General features: G+C 72.4%; 18 protein-coding genes. 10 read left to right on the top strand and 8 right to left on the bottom strand.

All coding sequences use genetic code 11. The annotated features are described in order from the left end of the window. Window positions 1-22: 22 nt before the first annotated feature. The gene (locus DEJ12_RS07035) at window positions 23-463 is read right to left on the bottom strand and encodes a metallopeptidase family protein (RefSeq protein ID WP_071405768.1); all 441 of its coding nucleotides are present in this window, start codon (window positions 461-463) and stop codon (window positions 23-25) included. 59 nt (window positions 464-522) lie between these two features. Between DEJ12_RS07035 and DEJ12_RS07040 the strand changes: the two genes are divergently transcribed. Together DEJ12_RS07040 and ahcY are read left to right on the top strand one after the other, a co-directional pair. Further along, window positions 523-738 (top strand): DUF3499 family protein, encoded by a 216-nt coding sequence (locus DEJ12_RS07040; RefSeq protein ID WP_111029483.1) that lies wholly within the window; start codon window positions 523-525, stop codon window positions 736-738. Between the two features lie 105 nt (window positions 739-843). After that, window positions 844-2,322, top strand: coding sequence for an adenosylhomocysteinase (gene ahcY / locus DEJ12_RS07045; protein WP_111029518.1), 1,479 nt, complete (start codon window positions 844-846; stop codon window positions 2,320-2,322). A gap of 118 nt (window positions 2,323-2,440) precedes the next feature. Here ahcY and DEJ12_RS07050 read toward each other — a convergent pair whose 3' ends face one another. After that, a complete protein-coding gene (locus DEJ12_RS07050) occupies window positions 2,441-3,310 on the bottom strand; it encodes an RDD family protein (protein WP_111029484.1) in 870 nt (289 codons plus the stop codon). Between the two features lie 42 nt (window positions 3,311-3,352). Between DEJ12_RS07050 and DEJ12_RS07055 the strand changes: the two genes are divergently transcribed. Next, the gene (locus tag DEJ12_RS07055) at window positions 3,353-4,351 is read left to right on the top strand and encodes a stage II sporulation protein M (RefSeq protein ID WP_111029485.1); all 999 of its coding nucleotides are present in this window, start codon (window positions 3,353-3,355) and stop codon (window positions 4,349-4,351) included. A 13-nt stretch (window positions 4,352-4,364) separates the two neighbouring features. Here DEJ12_RS07055 and DEJ12_RS07060 read toward each other — a convergent pair whose 3' ends face one another. The 5 genes from DEJ12_RS07060 to DEJ12_RS07080 are packed head-to-tail and all read right to left on the bottom strand — an operon-like array spanning window position 4,365 to window position 9,814. After that, entirely contained in the window at window positions 4,365-5,717 is a 1,353-nt protein-coding gene (locus tag DEJ12_RS07060; protein WP_111029486.1) for a DUF58 domain-containing protein, read from the bottom strand. Further along, window positions 5,717-6,724, bottom strand: a complete 1,008-nt coding sequence (locus tag DEJ12_RS07065) for an AAA family ATPase (protein ID WP_375334578.1) — start codon at window positions 6,722-6,724, stop codon at window positions 5,717-5,719. The genes DEJ12_RS07060 and DEJ12_RS07065 overlap by 1 nt, the downstream gene beginning before the upstream one ends. A gap of 5 nt (window positions 6,725-6,729) precedes the next feature. Beyond that, on the bottom strand, window positions 6,730-7,971 hold the full coding sequence (locus DEJ12_RS07070) for a DUF4350 domain-containing protein (RefSeq protein ID WP_111029487.1): 1,242 nt from the start codon (window positions 7,969-7,971) through the stop codon (window positions 6,730-6,732). Next, window positions 7,968-8,651, bottom strand: a complete 684-nt coding sequence (locus DEJ12_RS07075; protein WP_146245542.1) for a DUF4129 domain-containing protein — start codon at window positions 8,649-8,651, stop codon at window positions 7,968-7,970. Before DEJ12_RS07075 ends, DEJ12_RS07070 begins: the two co-directional genes overlap by 4 nt. Next, window positions 8,606-9,814 carry a glycerophosphoryl diester phosphodiesterase membrane domain-containing protein gene (locus tag DEJ12_RS07080; RefSeq protein WP_111029489.1) on the bottom strand — a complete coding sequence of 403 codons (1,209 nt, stop codon included), beginning with the start codon at window positions 9,812-9,814 and terminating at the stop codon, window positions 8,606-8,608. Before DEJ12_RS07080 ends, DEJ12_RS07075 begins: the two co-directional genes overlap by 46 nt. 329 nt (window positions 9,815-10,143) lie before the next feature. On the opposite strand from DEJ12_RS07080, the gene mtrA reads away from it, so the two are divergent. From mtrA to secA, 6 genes are all read left to right on the top strand, one after another. Continuing rightward, window positions 10,144-10,818: an MtrAB system response regulator MtrA gene (gene mtrA / locus DEJ12_RS07085; RefSeq protein WP_017888813.1), complete on the top strand. Its 675-nt coding sequence runs from the start codon at window positions 10,144-10,146 to the stop codon at window positions 10,816-10,818. Window positions 10,819-10,823: 5 nt separating this feature from the next. Next, on the top strand, window positions 10,824-12,608 hold the full coding sequence (gene mtrB / locus DEJ12_RS07090; protein ID WP_258370486.1) for an MtrAB system histidine kinase MtrB: 1,785 nt from the start codon (window positions 10,824-10,826) through the stop codon (window positions 12,606-12,608). Beyond that, window positions 12,608-14,290 carry a GerMN domain-containing protein gene (locus tag DEJ12_RS07095; protein ID WP_111029490.1) on the top strand — a complete coding sequence of 561 codons (1,683 nt, stop codon included), beginning with the start codon at window positions 12,608-12,610 and terminating at the stop codon, window positions 14,288-14,290. The genes mtrB and DEJ12_RS07095 overlap by 1 nt, the downstream gene beginning before the upstream one ends. 97 nt (window positions 14,291-14,387) lie before the next feature. Next, window positions 14,388-15,050 (top strand): ComF family protein, encoded by a 663-nt coding sequence (locus DEJ12_RS07100; protein ID WP_146245097.1) that lies wholly within the window; start codon window positions 14,388-14,390, stop codon window positions 15,048-15,050. Between the two features lie 158 nt (window positions 15,051-15,208). Next, the gene (gene hpf, locus DEJ12_RS07105; protein WP_111029492.1) at window positions 15,209-15,925 is read left to right on the top strand and encodes a ribosome hibernation-promoting factor, HPF/YfiA family; all 717 of its coding nucleotides are present in this window, start codon (window positions 15,209-15,211) and stop codon (window positions 15,923-15,925) included. 169 nt (window positions 15,926-16,094) lie between these two features. After that, window positions 16,095-18,881, top strand: a complete 2,787-nt coding sequence (secA, locus tag DEJ12_RS07110; protein WP_111029493.1) for a preprotein translocase subunit SecA — start codon at window positions 16,095-16,097, stop codon at window positions 18,879-18,881. Between the two features lie 143 nt (window positions 18,882-19,024). On the opposite strand, the gene DEJ12_RS07115 is transcribed toward secA, so the two are convergent. After that, window positions 19,025-19,465, bottom strand: coding sequence for an Rv3235 family protein (locus tag DEJ12_RS07115; RefSeq protein ID WP_111029494.1), 441 nt, complete (start codon window positions 19,463-19,465; stop codon window positions 19,025-19,027). Between the two features lie 118 nt (window positions 19,466-19,583). On the opposite strand from DEJ12_RS07115, the gene DEJ12_RS07120 reads away from it, so the two are divergent. Next, on the top strand, window positions 19,584-21,086 hold the full coding sequence (locus DEJ12_RS07120) for a sensor histidine kinase (protein WP_110865382.1): 1,503 nt from the start codon (window positions 19,584-19,586) through the stop codon (window positions 21,084-21,086). Window positions 21,087-21,136: the final 50 nt, after the last annotated feature.

Here is a 21,136-nt window from a genome sequence, read left to right on the forward strand (position 1 = left end):
GGGCCGGCGCGGTCCGCCCGGCTCACCAGTGTCGGTAGCGGTCCGGTGCCAGGTCCCAGGGGTCCTTGCCGATCAGCTCGCCGACCGCGCGGAACACCGCGGTCTCGATGATGATGCGGCGGTCCGAGTCGTCCTTCTCGGGGCTCCGGTTCACCCGCTCGACGGGGATCCGGAAGACGGTCACGCGGCGGGTGTCGCGGTCGATCCGCCAGCGCGGCATCTCGTCCGGCAGGGTCGTGTCGCTGGGCATGTCCGCCACCTGGAACACGACGCCGGAGAGCTCCTCGGGCCAGAGACCGAGCAGGTAGTGCGCGCTGTCGCCGACGATCCGGTCGAACGCCTCGGCGCGGGTGATGATCGGCGCGAGCTCGGGCCCGGTGACGCTCGAGCGCCCACCGCGGCCGTGCCGGGAGCGCCCCCGACCGCGGTCGACCGGGGTGACGAGGCGAGGCTTCCGACGCATCCCCACATCGTACGCGGGGACGGGTGCGCGCCGGACGCTCCGCTAGGCTCCCTGTCGAGATGGACGTGCGGATCTGCAGCAAGGTGGCGTGTGCCAACAGCGCTTCGTCGACCCTGACGTACGACTACGGCGACTCCATGGTGGTCGTCGGTCCGCTGTCGACCCGGGTCGAGCCGCACGGCTACGACCTCTGCGCCCGGCACGCTGCCTCCCTGCGCGTCCCGCGCGGCTGGCAGGTGGTGCGGCGCGAGCCGCTGCCGCGCGACGTCGACTGACGGCTCGCGTCCGCGACGTGGGTGCGGGGGTCGGTCTGGAGGCCCGGGGAACGTGACCGGGATCGGCTGGTGATCCGCGCCTCCCGGCATGGAAGACTGGTGGGCATGCCCACCGAAACCCGCACCGCTGCTGCGTTCCGCGTCGCCGACCTGTCCCTCGCCGAGGCCGGCCGGCACCAGATCCGCCTCGCCGAGAACGAGATGCCGGGCCTGATGTCCCTGCGTGACGAGTTCGCCGCGGCGCAGCCGCTCGCCGGCGCGCGCATCGCCGGGTCCCTGCACATGACGGTGCAGACCGCGGTGCTCATCGAGACGCTCGTCGCCCTCGGCGCGCAGGTGCGCTGGGCCAGCTGCAACATCTTCTCCACCCAGGACGAGGCGGCGGCCGCCGTCGCCGTCGGGCCCACCGGCACCCCGGACGCCCCCGCCGGCGTCCCGGTGTTCGCGTGGAAGGGCGAGACGCTCGAGGAGTACTGGTGGTGCACCAGCCGCATCTTCGACTGGAGCGACGAGGCCGCCGCGGCGGGTGCCGACTGGACCGGGCCGAACCTGATCCTCGACGACGGCGGCGACGCCACGATGCTCGTGCACACCGGCGCCGACGCCGAGGCGGCCGGTGCCGCTCCGGTCGCCGAGCCGGACGCGAGCACCGAGTGGAAGATCGTGCTCGACACCGTCGCGCGGTCGCTCGAGACGTCCTCCGACCGCTGGACCCGGATCGCGGCCGACATCCAGGGCGTCACCGAGGAGACCACCACGGGCGTCCACCGTCTGTACGAGCTGTTCCGGAACGGCGAGCTGAAGTTCCCAGCGATCAACGTGAACGACTCGGTGACGAAGTCGAAGTTCGACAACAAGTACGGCATCCGGCACTCGCTGCCCGACGGCCTGAACCGGGCCACCGACGTGCTCATCGGCGGCAAGGTCGCCTTCGTCGTCGGCTACGGCGACGTCGGCAAGGGTGCGGCCGAGGCGCTCCGCGGGCAGGGCGCCCGCGTCATCGTCAGCGAGGTCGACCCGATCTGCGCGCTGCAGGCGGCGATGGACGGCTACCAGGTCGCGCGCCTGGCGGACGTCGTCGACACCGTCGACATGGTCATCACGTGCACCGGCAACCTGGGCGTCGTCGGGGTCGACGAGATGCTCGGGCTGAAGCACCTGGCGATCGTGGCGAACGTGGGGCACTTCGACAACGAGATCGACATGGCGGGGCTCGAAGCGCTGCCCGGCGTCTCGAAGGTCGAGATCAAGCCGCAGGTGCACGAGTGGCGGCTGCCGACCGGGCGGTCGATCCTGGTGCTGTCCGAGGGCCGGCTCATGAACCTCGGCAACGCCACCGGGCACCCGTCGTTCGTGATGAGCAACTCGTTCACGAACCAGGTGCTCGCCCAGATCGAGCTGCACACCCGGCGCGAGGAGTACCCGACCGGCGTGTACGTGCTGCCGAAGCACCTGGACGAGAAGGTCGCGCGCCTGCACCTCGACGCCCTCGGGGTGCAGCTGACGTCGCTGCGTCCGGAGCAGGCGGCGTACATCGGCGTGCCGGTCGAGGGTCCCTTCAAGCCGGACCACTACCGCTACTGAGCGCCGCGGGGCGGCCGCTTCCGCTGAACACCGGTGTTCGCACGTTGAACCCCCGCACGCGGGTGTTCGGAGTGCGAACACCGGTGTCTTGCGAGCAGCCCGGGCGCCGCCGTGCGCGTCAGCGCGGGAAGCCCGGCGGGGGCGCCGCCGCGGTCGCCCCCGCGGCGGTCAGCAGCTCGGCGCGGGCACCCAGCGCCCGGACGTCCCGACGACGCCGCAGCACGACGACCCCGGCCAGGAAGACCTCCGGCGGGACGGGCGGCACCGGGTGTGCGAACGCGGACACCTCGGCCGCCAGGGTCTGCGCCGCCGCCTCGCGCAGTTCGGGTCGCATCAGTGCAGCCCCGCGGAAGAACGCACCGAGGCGGTTCTCCAACCGCTGCGGCAGCGCCGAGACGTCCGCGACACCGGCCCAGGCCGTGAGCTCCGGGGGCAGCAGCACCTCGGGGTCCCGCTGCTTCGGCAGCCGCTCGTGCTGCACGATCGTGCCCGCCAGCAGGTCCCCGAGGCGCCGCGGCCGACTGCCGAACAGCGCGACGAGCAGGGCGACCGAGCCGAACGTCATCCAGAGCTCGAACAGGCCGACGAGCGCCCGGGTGAAGGCGTGCCGGAACCCGATCGCGCCGCCGTCGAGCCGGACGACCCGGGTGCCGGTGGCGAACCGTCCGACGCTCCGCCCCTTCGTCACGGTCTCGACCGCCGCGGGCACCAGCACGAGCACGACGACGAGCAGCACGATGTCGAGCGCAGCACCCCAGGCCGGCTCGAGTCCCCTCGGCCAGAGCCGCCACACGCCGAAGAGCGCGAGCACGAACAGGACGAGGACGCACAGGCCGTCCAGCAGCGCGGCCGCGAGTCGCAGCACGAGTCCGGCGGGCTGGACGTCGAGCGCGACACCCTCGCCCACCACCAGCTCGTCGGCGGTCTCGTCGAGGTCGCGCGAGAACCGGGCGTCGGCGAGGTCACGCGGCGTGCGGGGCTTCGGCATGGGATCATTCTGTCGGAGATCGCGCGACCTGAGGGGGAACACGTGGACCTGGATGCCTACACCGAGGTGCACCGTGACCGGTGGCAGGAGCTCGACCGTCTGGCGCGTGCCCGGCACCGGTCCGGTGCGGACGTCGACCGGCTCGTCGCCGGCTACCAGGAGGCCGCGACCGACCTCGCCCGCATCCGGGGCGCCGCACCGCGCACCGTGACCGGCGACCGGCTCTCGCTCACGCTGTTCCGCGCCCGCCTGCGCTTCACCGGCACCCCCGTCGACCCGTTGACCGCCGTCGTCCTGTTCTTCACGCGGCAGCTGCCCGCGGCGCTCTACCGGATCCGCTGGGTGACGATCTGGGTCGCGCTCGCCACGGTGGCGATCGGGGCGATCGTCGCCGTCTGGATCACCACCACCCCCGGTGCGACGGCGACGTTCGGCAGCGACGAGGCCCTGCGCCGGTACGCCACGCAGGACTTCGTCGACTACTACTCCGACCGTGGCCTCGGGGCCTTCACCGCGCAGGTCTGGACGAACAACGCCTACATCGCCGCGACGATGGTGGCGTTCGGCATCACCGGGGTCTTCGTGCCGTTCTCGATCATGCAGAACGCCGTCAGCCTCGGGGTCTCCGCGGCGATCATGCACTCCCAGGGGCGCCTGGCCGACTTCTTCCTCTACATCTCCCCGCACGGGCAGCTCGAGCTCTACTCGGTGTTCCTCGCGGGCGGTGCGGGGCTGATGATCTTCTGGTCGTGGGTGGCGCCGGGGCCTGGACGCACGCGCGCCCAGGCCCTCGCCGAGGACGGCCGTGCGCTCATCACCATCGCGATCGGTCTGACCCTGACCCTGCTGCTGTCCGGCATCGTCGAGGGCGTGGTGACGCGGCAGGACTGGCCGTGGCCGATCAAGATCGGCATCGGCACCCTCGCCCTGGTCGCGGTGCTCGCCTACCAGTGGGTGCTCGGCGGCCGCGCGTACCGAGCGGGGGAGCGCGGCGACCTCGAGGAGTTCGAGCGCGGCTCCACCGCCCTGGTGGCCGGCTAGCGTCCGTCCCGGTTCAGAGCCGGCCGGTGGCCTTCGCCCGGATGTAGGCGTCGGCGACGAGCGGCGGGACGTCCGCCGGTGCACCGCGCACGACCTCGGCGCCGGAGCGCCGTGCGACGTCCGCCGCACCGTCCGCGTCGAGCAGGGTGCGTTCGGCGGCCGCGCGTCGGTAGACGTCGCGCTCCGCGCCGGTCGGGAGGCCCGGCACCCGTCCGCCCCGCGCGGTGCGGATCGCCGTGGTCGAGTCCACCCCGCCGCGCGCCATCCGCTGGACCGCCGGGTCCTCGATGCTCGTCACGACGACCGCGTGCCGTCGGGACAGCCGGGGGAGCACGGCGAGCAGGTCGCCCGAGGCGCCGACGGAGTCGAGGCTCGAGGCGAGGACGACCATGGCGCGCGAGGTCGTGATCGAGTCGACGAGTGCGGGGACGGATGCCCAGTCGGTCGCGGCGAGCCCGGGTTCGGCCATCGCGAGCGCCTCGCCGAAACGCTGCACGACGTCGGTGCGGGTGGCGCCGTGCACGCGGTCGTGTGCGGTGTCGTCGAGGACCACCAGGTCGACGCGGTCACCGGCGGCGGCCGCGAGGGCACCGAGGAGCAGCGCCGACTCGATGAAGGTGTCGAGTCGGGGTTCGTCGGCGACGCGGCCGGCACCCGCCCGGCCCGCGTCGACCACGACGACGACGCGCCGGTCGCGTTCCGGACGCCAGGTGCGGACGACGAGGTCCTGCCGCCGCGCGGTGGCGCGCCAGTCGATGGACCGCACGTCGTCGCCGCGCACGTAGTCGCGCAGCGAGTCGAACTCGGTGCCGTGCCCGCGGAGCTGCAGCGTGGTCTCGCCGTCGAGCTCGCGGAGCCGTGCCAACCGCGACGGCAGGTGCCGCCGGGAGCGGAACGGCGGCGTCACGACGAGTTCGCCCGGTGCTGCGACGACCCGCTGCCGTGCGGCGAGGCCCAGGGGACCGAAGGACCGCACGGCGACCCCGGTGGTGCGGCGTCGACCACGACGGAACGGTGTGAAGCGCATCCGGGCCGTCCGTCGCTCCCCGGCGGGGACCGTCATCCGGATCCGACGGGGACGGTGGCCGGCCGACGGCTCCCACATGTCACGGACCACACCGCGGACCGTCCGGGAGCCGTCGTTGGCGAGCACGAGGGTGCCGTCCGCGGTGCTGTCGCGTCGAGCGAGCCGGGGCATCCGCCGCTCCACGCGGACCCGTCGCAGGTCGGCGGCGAGCACGACGTCGAGCGCCGCGGCGAGCAGCACCACCCCGACCCACGCCAGACCGGCCCACCCGCTGCCGAGCAGCACGGTGGGCACGAGGGCGACGGCGAGGAGCGCGACGAACCGGCCGGAGACCGCCACTAGATCGGCACCCGCACCTGCTCGAGCACCTGCTGGAGCACGCCGTCGGCGCCGACGCCCTCGAGCTCGGCGTCGGCGGCGACCCGCAGGCGGTGCCGCCAGACCGGCAGGGCCATGGCCTGCACGTGGTCCGGGGTGATCGCGTCGTAGCCGGTGAGCCAGGCCCAGGCCTTGGCGGCCGCGAGCAGTGCCGTCGCTCCGCGGGGGCTCACCCCGACGCGGACGGACGGTGCCTGCCGGGTGGCCCGGGCGAGGTCGACGATGTACGCGAGCACGTCGTCGCGCGCCCCGACGCCGCGGACGGCACGCTGCGCACGGACGACCTCGTCGACGCCGACCACCGGGGTGATACCGGCGGACCGGACGTCGCGCGGGACGAACCCGTCGGCGTGGCGCCGGAGCACCTGCCACTCGACGTCGCGCGGCGGGATGTCGAGCGTCAGCTTCATCAGGAACCGGTCGAGCTGCGCCTCGGGCAGCGTGTACGTGCCCTCGAACTCGATCGGGTTCATCGTCGCGGCGACGAAGAAGGGGTCCGGCAGTGCCCGAGCGTCACCGTCGACGCTCACCTGGCGTTCCTCCATCGCCTCGAGCAGGGCCGACTGGGTCTTCGGCGGCGTGCGGTTGACCTCGTCGGCGAGCAGGACGTTCGTGAAGACGGGGCCCTCGCGGAACGGGAACGTGCCGGTCGAGGCGTCGTAGACGAGCGACCCGGTGACGTCGCCGGGCATCAGGTCCGGCGTGAACTGGATGCGCTTCGTGTCGAGCGTCATCGCGGCGGCGAGGCTGCGGACGAGCAGGGTCTTCGCGACACCGGGGACGCCCTCGAGCAGCACGTGCCCCTGTGCGAGGAGCCCGACGATCATGCCGGAGACCGCGCCCTCCTGGCCGACGACGGCCTTGGCGACCTCGGTGCGGACCCAGCCGAACGCGTCGCGCAGGTCGGACCCGGCCGCGGTCGCCGGGTCGTGCTCCGGTGCGGTGTGCTCGGTGGTGGCAGGGGGCAGGTCGGTCACGGTCGTGCTCCTGGTCGGTCGGGGTCGGAGGTCGGTCGGTCACCGGAGGTCGCCCGGCGGACGGCGCGTTCGAGGTCGTCGAGCGCGGCGGTGCCGTCGACGAGCGCACGGTCGTCGTCGGTGGTCCCGCCGACGAGCACGGCGCCGACACGGGTGTGCGGGATGCCGGTGGCCTGGGCCGCGGTCCGGACGACCTCGTCGACGTGGGCCGATCGGGGAAGTCCGAGCATCCGGCCGATGCGGCGGACGGCGGCGACGCGCAGGGTGTCGAGGGCGTGGGTGCGGTCACGGGTGCGGGCGTACATGCGGGCGCGACCCTCGGTGGTCTCCGCGGCACGGACGACGACGGGCAACCGCTCGACGACGAGCGGGCCGAGCCGTCGGCCCCGCCAGACGCCGGCCGCCACGGCGACGAGGGCGAGCAGTGCGAGGGCGCTCGGGACCCACGGCGGGGCGAGCTCGCCGAGGGTCGGTGCGGCGTCGGGGGTGCCGACGGCCGGGGTGTACCAGACGAGTCGCTCGTCGGCGCCGAGCAGCCCGAGGGCGAGCGCGGCGTTCCCGGCGGTTGCGATCGTGTCGTTCCGGAATGCCGAGGTCGTGCCGAGCAGGGTGACGTCGCCGCCCGGGGTCGAGGTGCGCACGAGGCCCCAGACCCGGGAGCCGCCCTCGCCCGTCGGCGCGCACCGTTCGGCGGCGTCGTCGTCCACGGTGTACCCGGAGCCGGCGGTCGTCACCCGGGCAGCCGAGGCCGCCGCCGGGATCCCGCACGAGGCCGTCGAGACGGTGGCGTCGCCGTCGATCTGGGCGGGCGGGTCGACCGGGAACCCGAGCAGCGCATCGAGGCCGGCGCCGCTCGTCCCGACGACCACGACGTGCCGGGCCGTGCGGGCGATGCGTTCCGCGACGGCGGGGTCGAGCGCGCCGTCGGCGTCGTCGATGAACACCGTGCCGCCGTCGATCCCGCCGACGCCGTCGACGGTGTCGGTGACGGAGACCGCGGTGCCCCGCTGTTCGAGCACCCGGACCAGCGCGGCCGAACCACTGGCCGTCGTCGAGGTCGGGTCGAGTGCGCGCGGTGCGTCCGTGTCGGTGCCCTGCACGACGGCGGTCAGCGCGGCGAGCAGGACGCCGACCAGGACGATCGCGACCCAGAACCCGATGCGGAGCCGGCGTCCCTCGGCCGGAGCCGGAGCAGGAGTCGGTCCGGCGCTCGTCCGCGTGGCGGTGTCGGTCGTCATGCCGGCACCACCGGTCCCTCGGCCCGGGCTGGCCGGGCCTGCCGGACGGTCCGCTCGGTGTCGAGCACGCGCAGGGCCGCGGCTTCGTCGGCTTCGGCACCGAGGTACCGGACCGCGTCGAAGGCGGTCGCTGCCGCGTCGAGTGCACCTGCCGACGCGGGGAACGGCACCGCACCCCGCGCGGCGATCGTCCGCGCGGTGGCTCCGGGCACGTCGGGCACCAGGTCGCGTTCGCCGAGCCCCCTGGCGATCGCGCGGAACCCGTCGAGCACCGCTGCCGACCAGTCGGCGCGACGCACCGCGGCCTGGGCCGCTTCGAGGAGTTCCCGGGCGGAGCGCAGGTCGTCGGCGTCGAACACCCCGCCGGTGTCACCGTCTCCGGCCCGCGCGCGTCGGCGGGGGAGTCCGCGGGCGACGACGACGAGCACGACGACCGCGATGAGCACCACGATCGCGATCACCAGCGCCGTGCGGGCCGCAGCGGGGGAGTCGATGCCGTCGGCGCGCAGCGACCCGAGCCAGTCGAGGAAGGAGCGCGAGGCACGGTCCCACCACGTCGGCCGGGCACCGTCGTAGGCGGACCGCTCGAGTTCGCGCTCGAGCAGGCGACGCGCTTCGTCCGGGTCGACCGCCGTCACGCGGAGCCGTTCGGCGGCGCCTGGCCCGGACCCTGCTGCCACGGCTGCTGCTGCGGCTGCTGCTGACCGGGCTGCTGCTGACCGGGCTGCCACGGCGGCTGCTGCTGGGCCGGCTGCCACTGCTGCTGTCCCGGCCACGGCTGCTGCTGCGCCTGCCACTGCTGGCCACCCCACTGCTGCTGCGGCGGCCACGGCGGGCGTGCGACGGGCTCGGACGGGGCGAACGGGTCGGTCGGCTGCCCGGAGTCCAGGTGCGACGCGATCCGCTGGTCGAGCGCCTCGGTGCGGATCCGCCGGTCGATGGCGAGGAACGTGGTGATCGAGGCGCTCAGCACGTCGGTGATGCACTGCACCGCGATCGCGAGCAGGCTGCCGACGACGATGGCGATGACCGCACCGGTGCCGGCTCCCGACGTGCCGCCCGTCTGCCCGAGCGGGTCGAAGGTGCCCCCGACGAGCACGGCGCCGATGGTGAGCGGGATCGACGCGATGGACGCCGCGAACCCGAACATGAGCTGCACGAGCAGCAGGATGCCGAAGGTCCGCCAGAAGGCCCCGCGGGTCAGGCGCCACGACTGGGCGGCTGCGGCGAAGACCGGCCGGCCCTCGAGCGCGATGGTCGGGACGGTGAGCACGAAGCGCGTGGCGAGCCACACGACGACGACACCGATGCCGAGCACGAACAGCACGAGCGCCAGCACGAACCACCCGGTGCCGGAGTCGGCGGCGCCCATGGCCGCGAACACCCCGAAGAACACGAGCCCGGCCAGGAGCGCGAGGACCACACCGGCCCCGATCTGCACGAGCATCCACGCGACGACGGACCACCGGCGGCCGGCGAGCAGCGCCCACAGCCCCCGGAACGTGGCGCGACGGCCGAGGACCCGCTGCCCGGTGTCCGCGGCGACCGGCGCCACCAGGAACCCGCGACCGAGGTAGGCGAGGAACGGCAGCACGACCGAGAGCAGTGCCGTGAGCGTCAGCGTGCCAGCGACCACCGAGTCGGCACCGCTGCCGCCGTCGAGGGCCGAGAACATCCGCGACTGCAGCGCCTGCTGCCCGAAGGTGCTGGCCAGCGTCGAGAGCAGGCCGAGCACGCCGCTCAGCAGCACGCTCCACAGCAGCAGCACGCGGGCGTTCCGGCGGAAGACCGTGAACGCGCCGGCCAGGATGTCACCGAGACCGAGCGGGCGCAGCGGGATCACCGGACGCGAGCCACCTGACGGGCCGCCCGGTCGCCCCGGACCCGGCCCCGGGGCGGGCTGCGGCGGCACGGAGAAGCGGGGCGGGCCTCCAGGCTGGGGTCCTGGTCCCTGCGCCGGTCCGGATGCCGGCGGCGTCGGCGCACCCTGCTGCCCACCGCCCGGTGTGTGCCAATCGGACATGACTCCAGCCCCCTCGTCGTGTCGGACCGAGCCAGCGATGCACGGTCCACCCCCATCCTGGCGGAAAACCCGGCGCGGCGGGGCCTCGGCTATCGTGTGGGGACACGTGCCGACCACGGCACCCGCACGCCACCCGGAGTCCAGATCACATGACACCGCGCATCCTCGTCGTCGACGACGACCAGGCCCTCTCCGAGATGATCGGCATCGTGCTCCGCTCCGAGGGGTACGAACCCGAGTTCAGCGCCGACGGCAACGACGCCGTCGACGCGTTCCACGCCACCAAGCCGGACCTCGTCCTGCTCGACGTCATGCTGCCCGGCATCGACGGCATCGAGGTGTGCAAGCGCATCCGTGCCGAGAGCGGCACGCCGATCATCATGCTCACGGCGAAGAGCGACACCGCCGACGTCGTCCTCGGGCTCGAGAACGGTGCCGACGACTACGTCGTGAAGCCCTTCAACCCGAAGGAGCTCGTCGCGCGCATCCGGACCCGCCTGCGGCCGAGCGCGTCCGACGCCACCGTGCTGCACGTCGGCGACGTCACGGTCGACGTCGCCGGGCACGAGGTGCGCCGCGGTGACACCGTGATCGCGCTCACGCCGCTCGAGTTCGACCTGCTCCGGGCGCTCGCCGAGAAGCCGAACCAGGTGTTCACCCGCGAGATGCTGCTCGAGCAGGTCTGGGGCTACCACTACAAGGCGGACACCCGCCTGGTCAACGTGCACGTGCAGCGGCTCCGCGCGAAGATCGAGCACGACCCGGACAACCCGAAGACCGTCACCACGGTCCGCGGCGTCGGGTACCGCGCCGGAGGAGCCTGAGCACCGTGCCGCCCTCGACGCGCCCGCCGGGCTCGGCACGCTCCGGCCGGGTCGGCGGCGCCGGCCGGGTCGGCGGTGCCGGTGGGGTCGGCGGTGCCGGTGGGGCCGGCGGTGCCGGTGGGTCCGGCAGCACCACCGTCTCGATCGGCGTCGTCGACCGCAGCCGTCGCCGGATGCGGCGCTGGCTCCGACGCGCCTGGCGTCCGATCGCCTACCTGTGGCGGCGCTCGCTCATGTTCCGCTCGGTCGCCATCACCGTGATGACGACCGGGCTCGCGGTGGGGATCATCGGCACCGCGGTCATGGTGAGCATCTCGACGAACGTCTACTCGCAGCGCCGCGACCAGATCGAGTCCGAGTCCGCACGGGCCACCATCGTCGCCCAGGGGATCTTCGACGCGGCGACGGCGGCCGAGGACAACAACCAGTCCGAGCTCGAGACCCTGCAGAACGAGGCGCAGCAGGCGATCCTGTCGAACACGACGAGTCCGGGCGGCACGAGCATCGCCATCGAGCGGAGCCCGGACCAGTCCACCCCGCAGACGCTGCAGACCATCGCCAGCCAGGACTTCCCGGACGCGGTGATCACCGATGCCCTGCGCAAGGAGGTCGCGCAGAACACCGGTCGGCTCAGCCTGCAGCCCGTGGAGCTCGACGACGACGGGCGCCGGGTGCCGGGCCTCGCCGTCGGCTCCACGCTGCAGATCCCGAGCGCCGGCCAGTACGAGCTCTACCTGGTCTACGACCTCTCCGACGCGCAGCAGACCCTGGACTTCGTCTCCCAGACGCTCTCGATCGGCGGTGTGGCGCTCATGGTGCTCATCGCCCTGGTCACCTCGCTCGTCGTCCGGCTCGTCGTCGTGCCGATCCGCGGAGCCGCCGAGACGAGCCGGAAGATCGCCGCGGGGCGCCTCGACGAGCGCATCCCGGTGCGCGGCCAGGACGACCTGGCGACCCTGGCACGGAGCTTCAACGGGATGGCCGAGGCGGTCAGCCGCCAGATCACCCAGCTCGCCGAACTCTCCCGCGTGCAGCAGCGGTTCGTCTCCGACGTGTCGCACGAGCTCCGTACCCCGCTCACCACGATCCGGCTCGCCGGCGACATGCTCTACGACTCCCGGCACGCGTTCGAACCGTCGGTCGGCCGGTCCGCCGAGCTCCTGCACGCGCAGGTGGAGCGCTTCGAGATGCTCCTCGCCGACCTGCTCGAGATCTCCCGGTACGACGCCCAGGCGGTGCAGCTCGACACCGCACCCGTCGTGCCGGCCTCCCTCGCCGCGGACATCGTCGAGGAGTTCCGCCCGCTGGCCGAGCGCGCCGGCATCGACCTGCAGCTCGCGACCCCCGGCGGCCACACCACGATGCGGCTCGACGCCAAGCGGGTCCGACGGATCCTGCGCAACCTCGTCGGCAACGCCATCGAGCACGGCGACGCGAAGCCCGTGCAGGTCGTCGTCGACAGCGACGCACGCACCGTCGCCATCGCCGTCCGCGACCAGGGCGTCGGCATGCCGCCGGAGGACGCCGCACGGGTGTTCGACCGCTTCTGGCGGGCCGACCCGAGCCGCAAGCGCACCATCGGCGGCACCGGCCTCGGCCTCGCGATCAGCCTCGGCGACGCGAAGCTCCACGGCGGGCGCATCGACGTGTGGTCCCGGCCGGGCGCGGGATCGACGTTCGTGCTCACCCTGCCCCGCAACGAGCAGGGCACCACCGCCACCTCGGCCATCCCGCTGCCCGAGCTCGACGAGTCGTACGACGGCCCCCGCGCCGTGCGAGAGGAGTCCTGATGCGCCACCGGATCCGCCACGTCCTCGCCGTCGCGCTCGCCGCGGTCAGCCTGTTCGCGGTCACCGCCTGTGCGGCCATCCCGACCGACGGTGCCGTGCGCTCCGGGCAGACCATCAAGGACGAGTCGCTCTCGGGCGTCGACTTCCGGCCGGACAAGCCGATCACCGGGTCCGACCAGACGGCGATCCTCCGCGGGTTCATCGCCGCCGCCACCGGCGCCCAGGACAACTACGCGATCGCCCGGCAGTTCCTGGCCGCCGACTTCGCCCAGCGGTGGAACCCCCGGCAGGGCGTCACGATCCGGGACGGCAGCGGCACCGTCGAGCGCGCCGACGACCGCGAGCTCACCTACACGATGACGGCCAGTGCCACGGTCGACTCCGACGGGGAGTACACCCAGGCGGTCCGCCCGACCTCGTCGACGCTGACGTTCCAGTTCGTCCGCGAGGACGGCGAGTGGCGCATCGCCTACGCCCCGGACGGCATCATCCTGTCGCCGGTCAGCTTCGAGTCGGTGTTCCAGTCGCACGCCCTGTACTTCTACGACCCGACCTACCGCTTCCTGGTGCCCGACCAGCGCTGGTTCCTCGCTCGGTCCTCCACCAGCACACGCATCGCCAGCGCCCTGCTCGCCGGCCCCGCCGACTGGCTGAAGGGCGCCGTCGTCTCGTCGTTCCCGGAGGGCACCCAGCTGTCCCTCAACGCGGTGACGATCGACAGCGGCACCGCCCTGGTCGACCTGTCGAGCGACGCCCTGCGTGCGAGCACCGTCGACAAGGTCCGGATGCGCGAACAGCTCAGCAAGTCCCTCGCCTCGGTCGCCACCATCTCGTCGGTGTCGATGACGATCGAGGGCGCGACGCTGTCGGTGCCGGACTCCGGGGGAGCGGACGCCCAGCAGAACCCCGACGTCGACCCCCGACCCCTGGTCGACGAGGACGGCGTCGTCGGCTACGCCGCCTCGGGCACCGGCAAGGTCGCCGAGCTCGGCAGCGGCGTCGGGGCCGCGATCGCCGGCCTCGACCCGACCTCGATCGCCCTGTCGGCGTCCGGCACCACCGCCGCCGTCGGCAACCAGGACGGCGTCGTCGTCGTGCGCGGCAAGGACCGCCTGCGCGTCGACGCCCGCGAGGACCTCGTCGCCCCCGCCGTCGACGACCTCGGCTTCGTCTGGGCGGGGCAGCAGTCCGACACCCGTCGCATCACCGCGTACGGCCTCGGCGGCGACCCCCACCAGGTGCGCACCACCCTGCCGCGCGGCGACCTCGTGTCGTTCCAGGTGTCCCGCGACTCCACCAGGGCCCTCGCACTCATCGAGACCGCGGACGGCCCCGGCCTGTACGTGATGGCGATCATCCGCGGGTCCGACCGGTCACCGACCTCGTTCGGCGCCCCGGTCCGCGTGCAGGCCGCCAGCGGCACCGCGGTCGACGCCACGTGGGTGAACGACACCGACGTCGCCTCGGTCGGGCAGACGCCGACCGGTCCGAACATCGTCCGCACCACCATCGGCGGCAAGTCGAGCACCCTGCCGAAGCCCGACGGCCGCGCCACCGCGATCAGCGGGGGCAGCGGCGGCGCGCTGCTGCTGCGGATGTCGAGCGGCGACGTCCTGCAGTCCACCGGGGGCGGCTGGGACTCGACGGGCGTCACCGCCGACGTGCTCGGCGTCCAGCGCTGACGCCACCGTCCTCCACACCCCGCCCTGCCTGGAGGCCCGTCCACCGTCCGGCTCGCCGGCCCACCGCCGTCGTCCGGTCACCACCACAGTCGTGGGCATGCCCCCTGACGACGCCCCCACCCCGTGGCGTGACGCCCTGCTCGCCGTGCTCGGGCTCTTCCTGCCCGTCGCCTGCCTGGGCTGCGGCCGCCCGGACCGCGCGCTCTGCCCACCGTGCCGCGCGGCGCTCGACGCACGGCCCCGGCGGGTCCGGCTGGTCGCCGGCGTCCGGCTCGACGCGGCCTTCGAGTACGAGGGGCTGGTCCGCACCCTGTTGCTCGAACTCAAGCTCCGGGGCCGGGTCGACGTCGCCCGTCCGCTCGGCGTCCGCTTCGGTGTCCTCGTCCGCGCGGCGCTCGCCGCGGCCCCGGACGGCACCGTGGTGCTCCGGGTGCCGCCGTCCCGCGCGGGTGCCCGACGCCGTGGGTTCGACCCGGTGGTGCTGCTGCTCGCCCGTGGTGGTGTCCGGCACACGGGGCGCCTCGGCCGGACCCCTGCCGGACGACGGCGATCCGCACCGGGGCAGAAGGAGCGGTCGGCGGTGGAACGCGTCGCCGCGACCGTCGGGACCCTGCGGGCGACCGGTGTCGACGGCCGCGACGTCGTGCTCGTCGACGACGTCGTGACGACGGGCGTCACGATGGCCGAGGGCGTCCGCGCGGTGCGGGCGGCGGGCGGTCGGGTGGTGCGCTGCGTCGCCGTGGCGAGCGTCGACGACTGATGATCGGTGAACACCCGGTGGCCGCTGTGTGTCCGGTGAGTGTCCGGCGGACTCGCCGCCTCCCCGTGACGCCGAGGGTGCGCCGGGTCTAGCCTCGCGACAAGGCGTTCGGGTCGCCGGACGGAGGCGACGCGCCGACACTGGATGGGAGCCGCCACATGGACGTGACGATCACGGGCCGGAACGTCGGGGTCACCGACCGTTTCCGCACCTACGTCGAACAGAAGTCCGAGAAGATCGACGTGCTCGCCGACCGCGCCCTCGCCTTCGAGGTACGCATCAGCCGCCACCACGAGAAGTCGAGCGGCAGCCAGGGCGAGGACCGCGTGGAGCTCACGCTGATCGGACCGGGGCCGCTCGTACGGGCCGAGTCCGCGGCGTCGGACAAGTACGCCGCCTTCGACCTCGCCTTCGCGCGGATCATGGAACGCCTCCGTCGGGCGCGTGACCGCCGCAAGGTGCACCACGGCCGGCACCGCCCCACCTCGGTCGCCGAGGCCGCCGGCAGCGGGTTCGACGGCATGGGCGTCGTCCCGGCCGACGGCAAGCTCATCGAGGACGTCGCGACCGGTGCCGTCCCGGTCGTCGATCAAGAGGCCGCCGAGGACGAGAACGAGGTATACAGCCCGGTCGTCATCCGGCACAAGGTCTTCGAGGCCGCCCCGATGACGGTCGACGACGCCCTGTACTACATGGAACTCGTCGGGCACGACTTCTACCTGTTCCTCGACGCCGAGACCCGCCGTCCGAGTGTCGTGTACCGACGCAAGGGCTGGGACTACGGCGTGATCGGCATCGACGAGGTGCCCGCCGGCCAGGCGCCGGCCGCGGTCGACGCCGACACCGACGCGGAGCGCGCAGCCGCGATCGCCTGATCCGACTCGGGACTCCGGTCCCGCACCGTGTGCGCGGTCCGTTCGCGGGCCGCGCACACCCGTGTCCGCGACAGCCGCGCCGCTCACAGCGCCGTGGGTTCGCGGGTTGCTAGCATGACTGGTCGATCGGGCGTGCAGGTCGCGCGCGACGACCTCGTAAGGAGTTCACGTGGCAAACGTGCTGGAGAAGGTCCTCCGCATCGGCGAAGGACGAACCCTCCGCCGGCTGAAGGCGTACGCCTCGGCCATCAACGACCTCGAGGACGACTTCTCGAGCCTCACCGACGAGGAACTCCACGACGAGACCAAGGAGCTGCGCGAGCGGTACGCCAACGGCGAGACCCTCGACGACCTCCTGCCCGAGGCGTTCGCCGCCGTGCGTGAAGCCGCGAAGCGGACCCTGGGCATGCGGCACTTCGACGTGCAGCTCATGGGTGGCGCGGCACTGCACCTCGGCAACATCGCCGAGATGAAGACCGGTGAGGGCAAGACCCTCGTCGCGACGACCGCCGCCTACCTCAACGCGATCCCGTCGCGCGGTGTGCACGTCATCACGGTCAACGACTACCTGGCGTCGTACCAGTCCGAGATCATGGGCCGCGTCTTCCGCGCGCTGGGCATGACCACCGGCTGCATCATCGCGAACCAGACCCCGGCCGAGCGCCGCGAGCAGTACGCCGCCGACATCACGTACGGCACCAACAACGAGTTCGGCTTCGACTACCTGCGCGACAACATGGCGTGGCAGGCATCCGACATGGTGCAGCGTGGTCACTTCTTCGCCGTCGTGGACGAGGTCGACTCGATCCTCATCGACGAGGCCCGCACGCCGCTCATCATCTCCGGTCCGTCCTCGGGCGAGGCCAACCGCTGGTTCACCGAGTTCGCCTCGATCGCCAAGCGCCTCACCCCGGGCGAGGACTACGAGGTCGACGAGAAGAAGCGCACCGTCGGTGTCCTCGAGCCCGGCATCGAGAAGGTCGAGGACTACCTCGGCATCGAGAATCTGTACGAGTCGGCGAACACCCCGCTCATCTCGTTCCTGAACAACTCCATCAAGGCCGTCGCCCTGTTCAAGAAGGACAAGGACTACGTCGTGATGAACGGCGAGGTGCTCATCGTCGACGAGCACACCGGCCGCATCCTGATGGGCCGCCGTTACAACGAGGGCATCCACCAGGCGATCGAGGCGAAGGAAGGTGTCGAGGTCAAGGCCGAGAACCAGACCCTCGCCACCGTCACGCTGCAGAACTACTTCCGCCTCTACCAGAAGCTCTCCGGCATGACCGGTACCGCCGAGACCGAGGCGGCCGAGTTCATGTCGACCTACAAGCTCGGCGTCGTGCCCATCCCGACGAACAAGCCGATGCAGCGCATCGACCAGACCGACCTCGTCTACAAGAACGAGAAGGCGAAGTTCGAGCAGGTCGCCGAGGACATCGCGGAGCGCCACGAGAAGGGCCAGCCCGTCCTCGTCGGCACCACGAGCGTCGAGAAGTCCGAGTACCTGTCGAAGCTCCTCGCCAAGCAGGGCGTCAAGCACGAGGTCCTCAACGCGAAGAACCACGCACGTGAAGCCGCGATCGTCGCCCAGGCCGGTCGCTTCGGCGCCGTGACCGTCGCGACGAACATGGCCGGTCGTGGTACCGACATCATGCTCGGTGGCAACGCGGAGTTCCTCGCCGTGCAGGAGATGCACGCCAAGGGCCTGTCGCCGACCGAGACCCCCGACGAGTACGAGGCCGAGTGGGACGACGTGTTCGCCCGCGTCAAGGCCGAGGTCGAGGAAGAGGGCGACAAGGTCCGCGCCGTCGGCGGCCTGTACGTGCTCGGCACCGAGCGCCACGAGTCACGCCGCATCGACAACCAGCTGCGTGGTCGTTCCGGCCGCCAGGGCGACCCGGGCGAGAGCCGCTTCTACCTGTCGCTGACCGACGACCTGATGCGCCTGTTCAACTCCGGTGCCGCCGAGAGCCTCATGGGCCGCTCGAACGTGCCGGACGACCTGGCGATCGAGAACAAGCTCGTCGGCCGTGCGATCCGGTCCGCCCAGGCGCAGGTCGAGGGCCGCAACGCCGAGATCCGCAAGAACGTCCTGAAGTACGACGACGTCCTGAACCGCCAGCGCGAAGCGATCTACAGCGACCGTCGCCACATCCTCGAGGGCGACGACCTGCACGACCGCGCGCAGTCGTTCCTCAAGGCCGTCATCGACGACGTGATCGACAGCCACACCGGCGAAGGCTCCCCGGACGACTGGGACCTCGACGCCATGTGGACCGAGCTCGGCACGCTCTACCCGATCTCGATCTCCATCGACGAGGTCATCACCGAGGCCGGCTCGAAGGGCAAGGCATCGCGTGACTTCCTGGCCCGCGAGATCCTCTCCGACGCCAAGTTGGCCTACCAGCAGCGCGAGGAACTCCTCGGCGACGAGGCGATGCGTGAGCTCGAGCGTCGTGTGGTGCTCTCGGTGATCGACCGCCGCTGGCGCGACCACCTGTACGAGATGGACTACCTCAAGGACGGCATCGGCCTCCGCGCGATGGCGCAGCGCGACCCGCTGGTCGAGTACCAGCGCGAGGGCTACGCCCTGTTCCAGACGATGATGGGGCAGATCCGCGAAGAGTCCGTGGGCTACCTCTTCAACCTCGAGGTCCAGGTGCAGTCCGACGGCGAGAACGCGGTGATCGAGGCCAAGGGCCTCGGCGAGGACGAGGTCTCCGGCCTCGAGTACTCGGCACCGTCGATCGACGGCGAGGTCGAGGTCCGCGACGAGAAGGGTCGCCTCGAGCAGGCCGCGACCGCTCGTGCGAAGCGCGCCCAGGCCGAGGCTGAGGCCGAAGCGGTCGCCGAGCCGGAGCAGGGCTCCGCGTTCGGCAACGCGGCCACCGCCTCCGGTCAGGCCGCGGCGAGCAACCGCGCCGAGCGTCGCCAGGCGGCCAAGAAGAACTAGCGTCCGCGCGCGAGCGCATCGTGAGCAGGAATGGTCGGGTCCCACATCGGGACCCGACCATTCCTGCTCACCGAGCGTGACCAACGACGGACGGGAGGCCCGGTGCCAGCTGGCACCGGGCCTCCCGTCCGTCCGCGATCCGGCTACAGGACCCCGATCGCGGTCGCCTGCCACCGTCCGTGTCGCTCTTCGAGCCGCATGGCGACCGCCCGCGCGTGGCTGCGCGCGTGCACGACCACCGTCGCCTCGGCGACGCCCGCCGCGGGGCGGCAGACGAGCACGCTGCCGACCCGGAGCACCGGGCGCCCGCGTGCCCGCCGACCGGAGCCTCGGGCGTGCGCTGCCACCGCGGCCCGCTGCTGCAGGTGCCGCTGCACGTCGTCGCTGATCCAGCGGGCGATGCTGTCGACCTCCCGCGCCCCGGTGAGCACCTCCGCGACGCAGAGCCCGAGCGCTCGTGCGGTCGTCGCCGGGTCCGGGAGACCGGTCACCGTGGCGGGCTCCGGCGCCGGTTCGACGATCCGCAGCGGCGGTGGGTGCGCCGTCGTCGTCTCGTGATCGATGCGGCGTGCCTGCTCTGCCACCCCTGCCCCTTACGTCGTTGGAGCGAGCGTATGGGGCGTGCGACATACGAAATACACACCGGTCTACCCTGTGGAGAGGGCGACGTTCTCCACAAGGCAGCGGACCTAGACTGGCTGGGTGTCGACCCTCAGTGACCTCGTCCTCGCGCAAGGCCGTTCCTCGGAAGCAGACGTGGAGTGGCTCCACCTGCTCGTGGGGGACTGGCAGCTCCTCGCCGACCTGTCCTTCGCCGACATGGTGCTCTGGGTCCCGACCGCCGAGGACGGCTCGTTCGTGGCCGTCGCCCACGCCCGGCCGAGCTCCGCGGCGACGCTGTTCTACCGGGACATCGTCGGCCAGGAGATCCGCGAGGAGTGGCGCGGCCAGGTGACCGAGAGCTTCGCCGGGTCCCGGGTCGTCGACTCCGCCGAACCGGACTGGTACGAGGACACCCCGACCCGTGTCCGCGCGATCCCGGTGCTCCGCCGCCTGAGCGCGAAGAGTGCCGAGACCACCGAGCGACCGATCGCCGTCGTCACCCGGCACTCCAACCAGGACGAGATGCGGACCCCGAGCCGTCAGGAACTCAACTTCACCGCGAGCGCGAACGACCTGTTCGGCATGATCGCCACCGGTGACTTCCCCGACCTCGGTGCACCGGCGGGCCCCCGTCGTGGTGCGCCCCGTGCCAGCGACGGCCTGCTGCGCCTCGACACCGCCGGCATCGTCACGTTCGCGAGCCCGAACGGCCTGAGCGCGTTCAACCGGATGGGCTTCGAGGGCGAGCTCGAGCGGAAGTCCCTCGCCGAGGTCACCACCGAGCTCATCGGCGCCCAGCTCGACGTCGACGAGTCCCTGCCGCTCGTCGTCACCGGCCGCGCACCGTGGCGGGCGGACATCGAGTCGAAGGGCGTCACGGTGTCGCTCCGCTCGATCCCGCTCCGCGACCACGGTGAGCGCATCGGTGCCATCGTGCTCTGCCGCGACGTGTCCGAGCTGCGGCACCAGGAGCGCGAGCTCATCACCAAGGACGCCACGATCCGCGAGATCCACCACCGCGTGAAGAACAACCTGCAGACGGTGGCGTCCCTGCTGCGGATCCAGGCGCGTCGCACGCACTCGGACGAAGCTCGGACCTCGCTGCAGAACGCCATGCGTCGCGTCGCCGCCATCGCCGTCGTGCACGACACCCTGTCGAGCGGCCTCAGCCAGACCGTGGACTTCGACGAGGTGTTCGACTCGGTGCTCAAGCTCGTGACCGAGGTCGCTGCGTCGCACAACACCACCGTGCACCCGAAGAAGACCGGCGAGTTCGGGGTGCTGCCGTCGGAGGCCGCGACGCCCCTCGCCCTCGGACTCACCGAGCTCGTGACGAACGCCGTCGAGCACGGGCTGGACGGCCGTGACGGCGAGGTCGAGATCGTCGCCCGCCGCTTCGACGACCACCTGGAGATCGAGGTCCGCGACAACGGCGTCGGGCTCCCCGAGGGCAAGGTCGGCTCGGGCCTCGGCACGCAGATCGTCCGCACGCTCATCCAGGGCGAGCTCGGCGGCACCATCGACTGGCACACCCTGACCGGCAGCGGCACCGAGGTGACGATCACCATCCCGTTCCGCTGGTTGACCGCCCCCGCCGCCTGACGCCGCCCGGCGGTTCGAGATCGCAAAACACCGGTGTTCGCCGGTCGAAC

Source organism: Curtobacterium sp. MCLR17_059, assembly GCF_003234665.1.
Lineage (GTDB): Bacteria > Actinomycetota > Actinomycetes > Actinomycetales > Microbacteriaceae > Curtobacterium > Curtobacterium flaccumfaciens.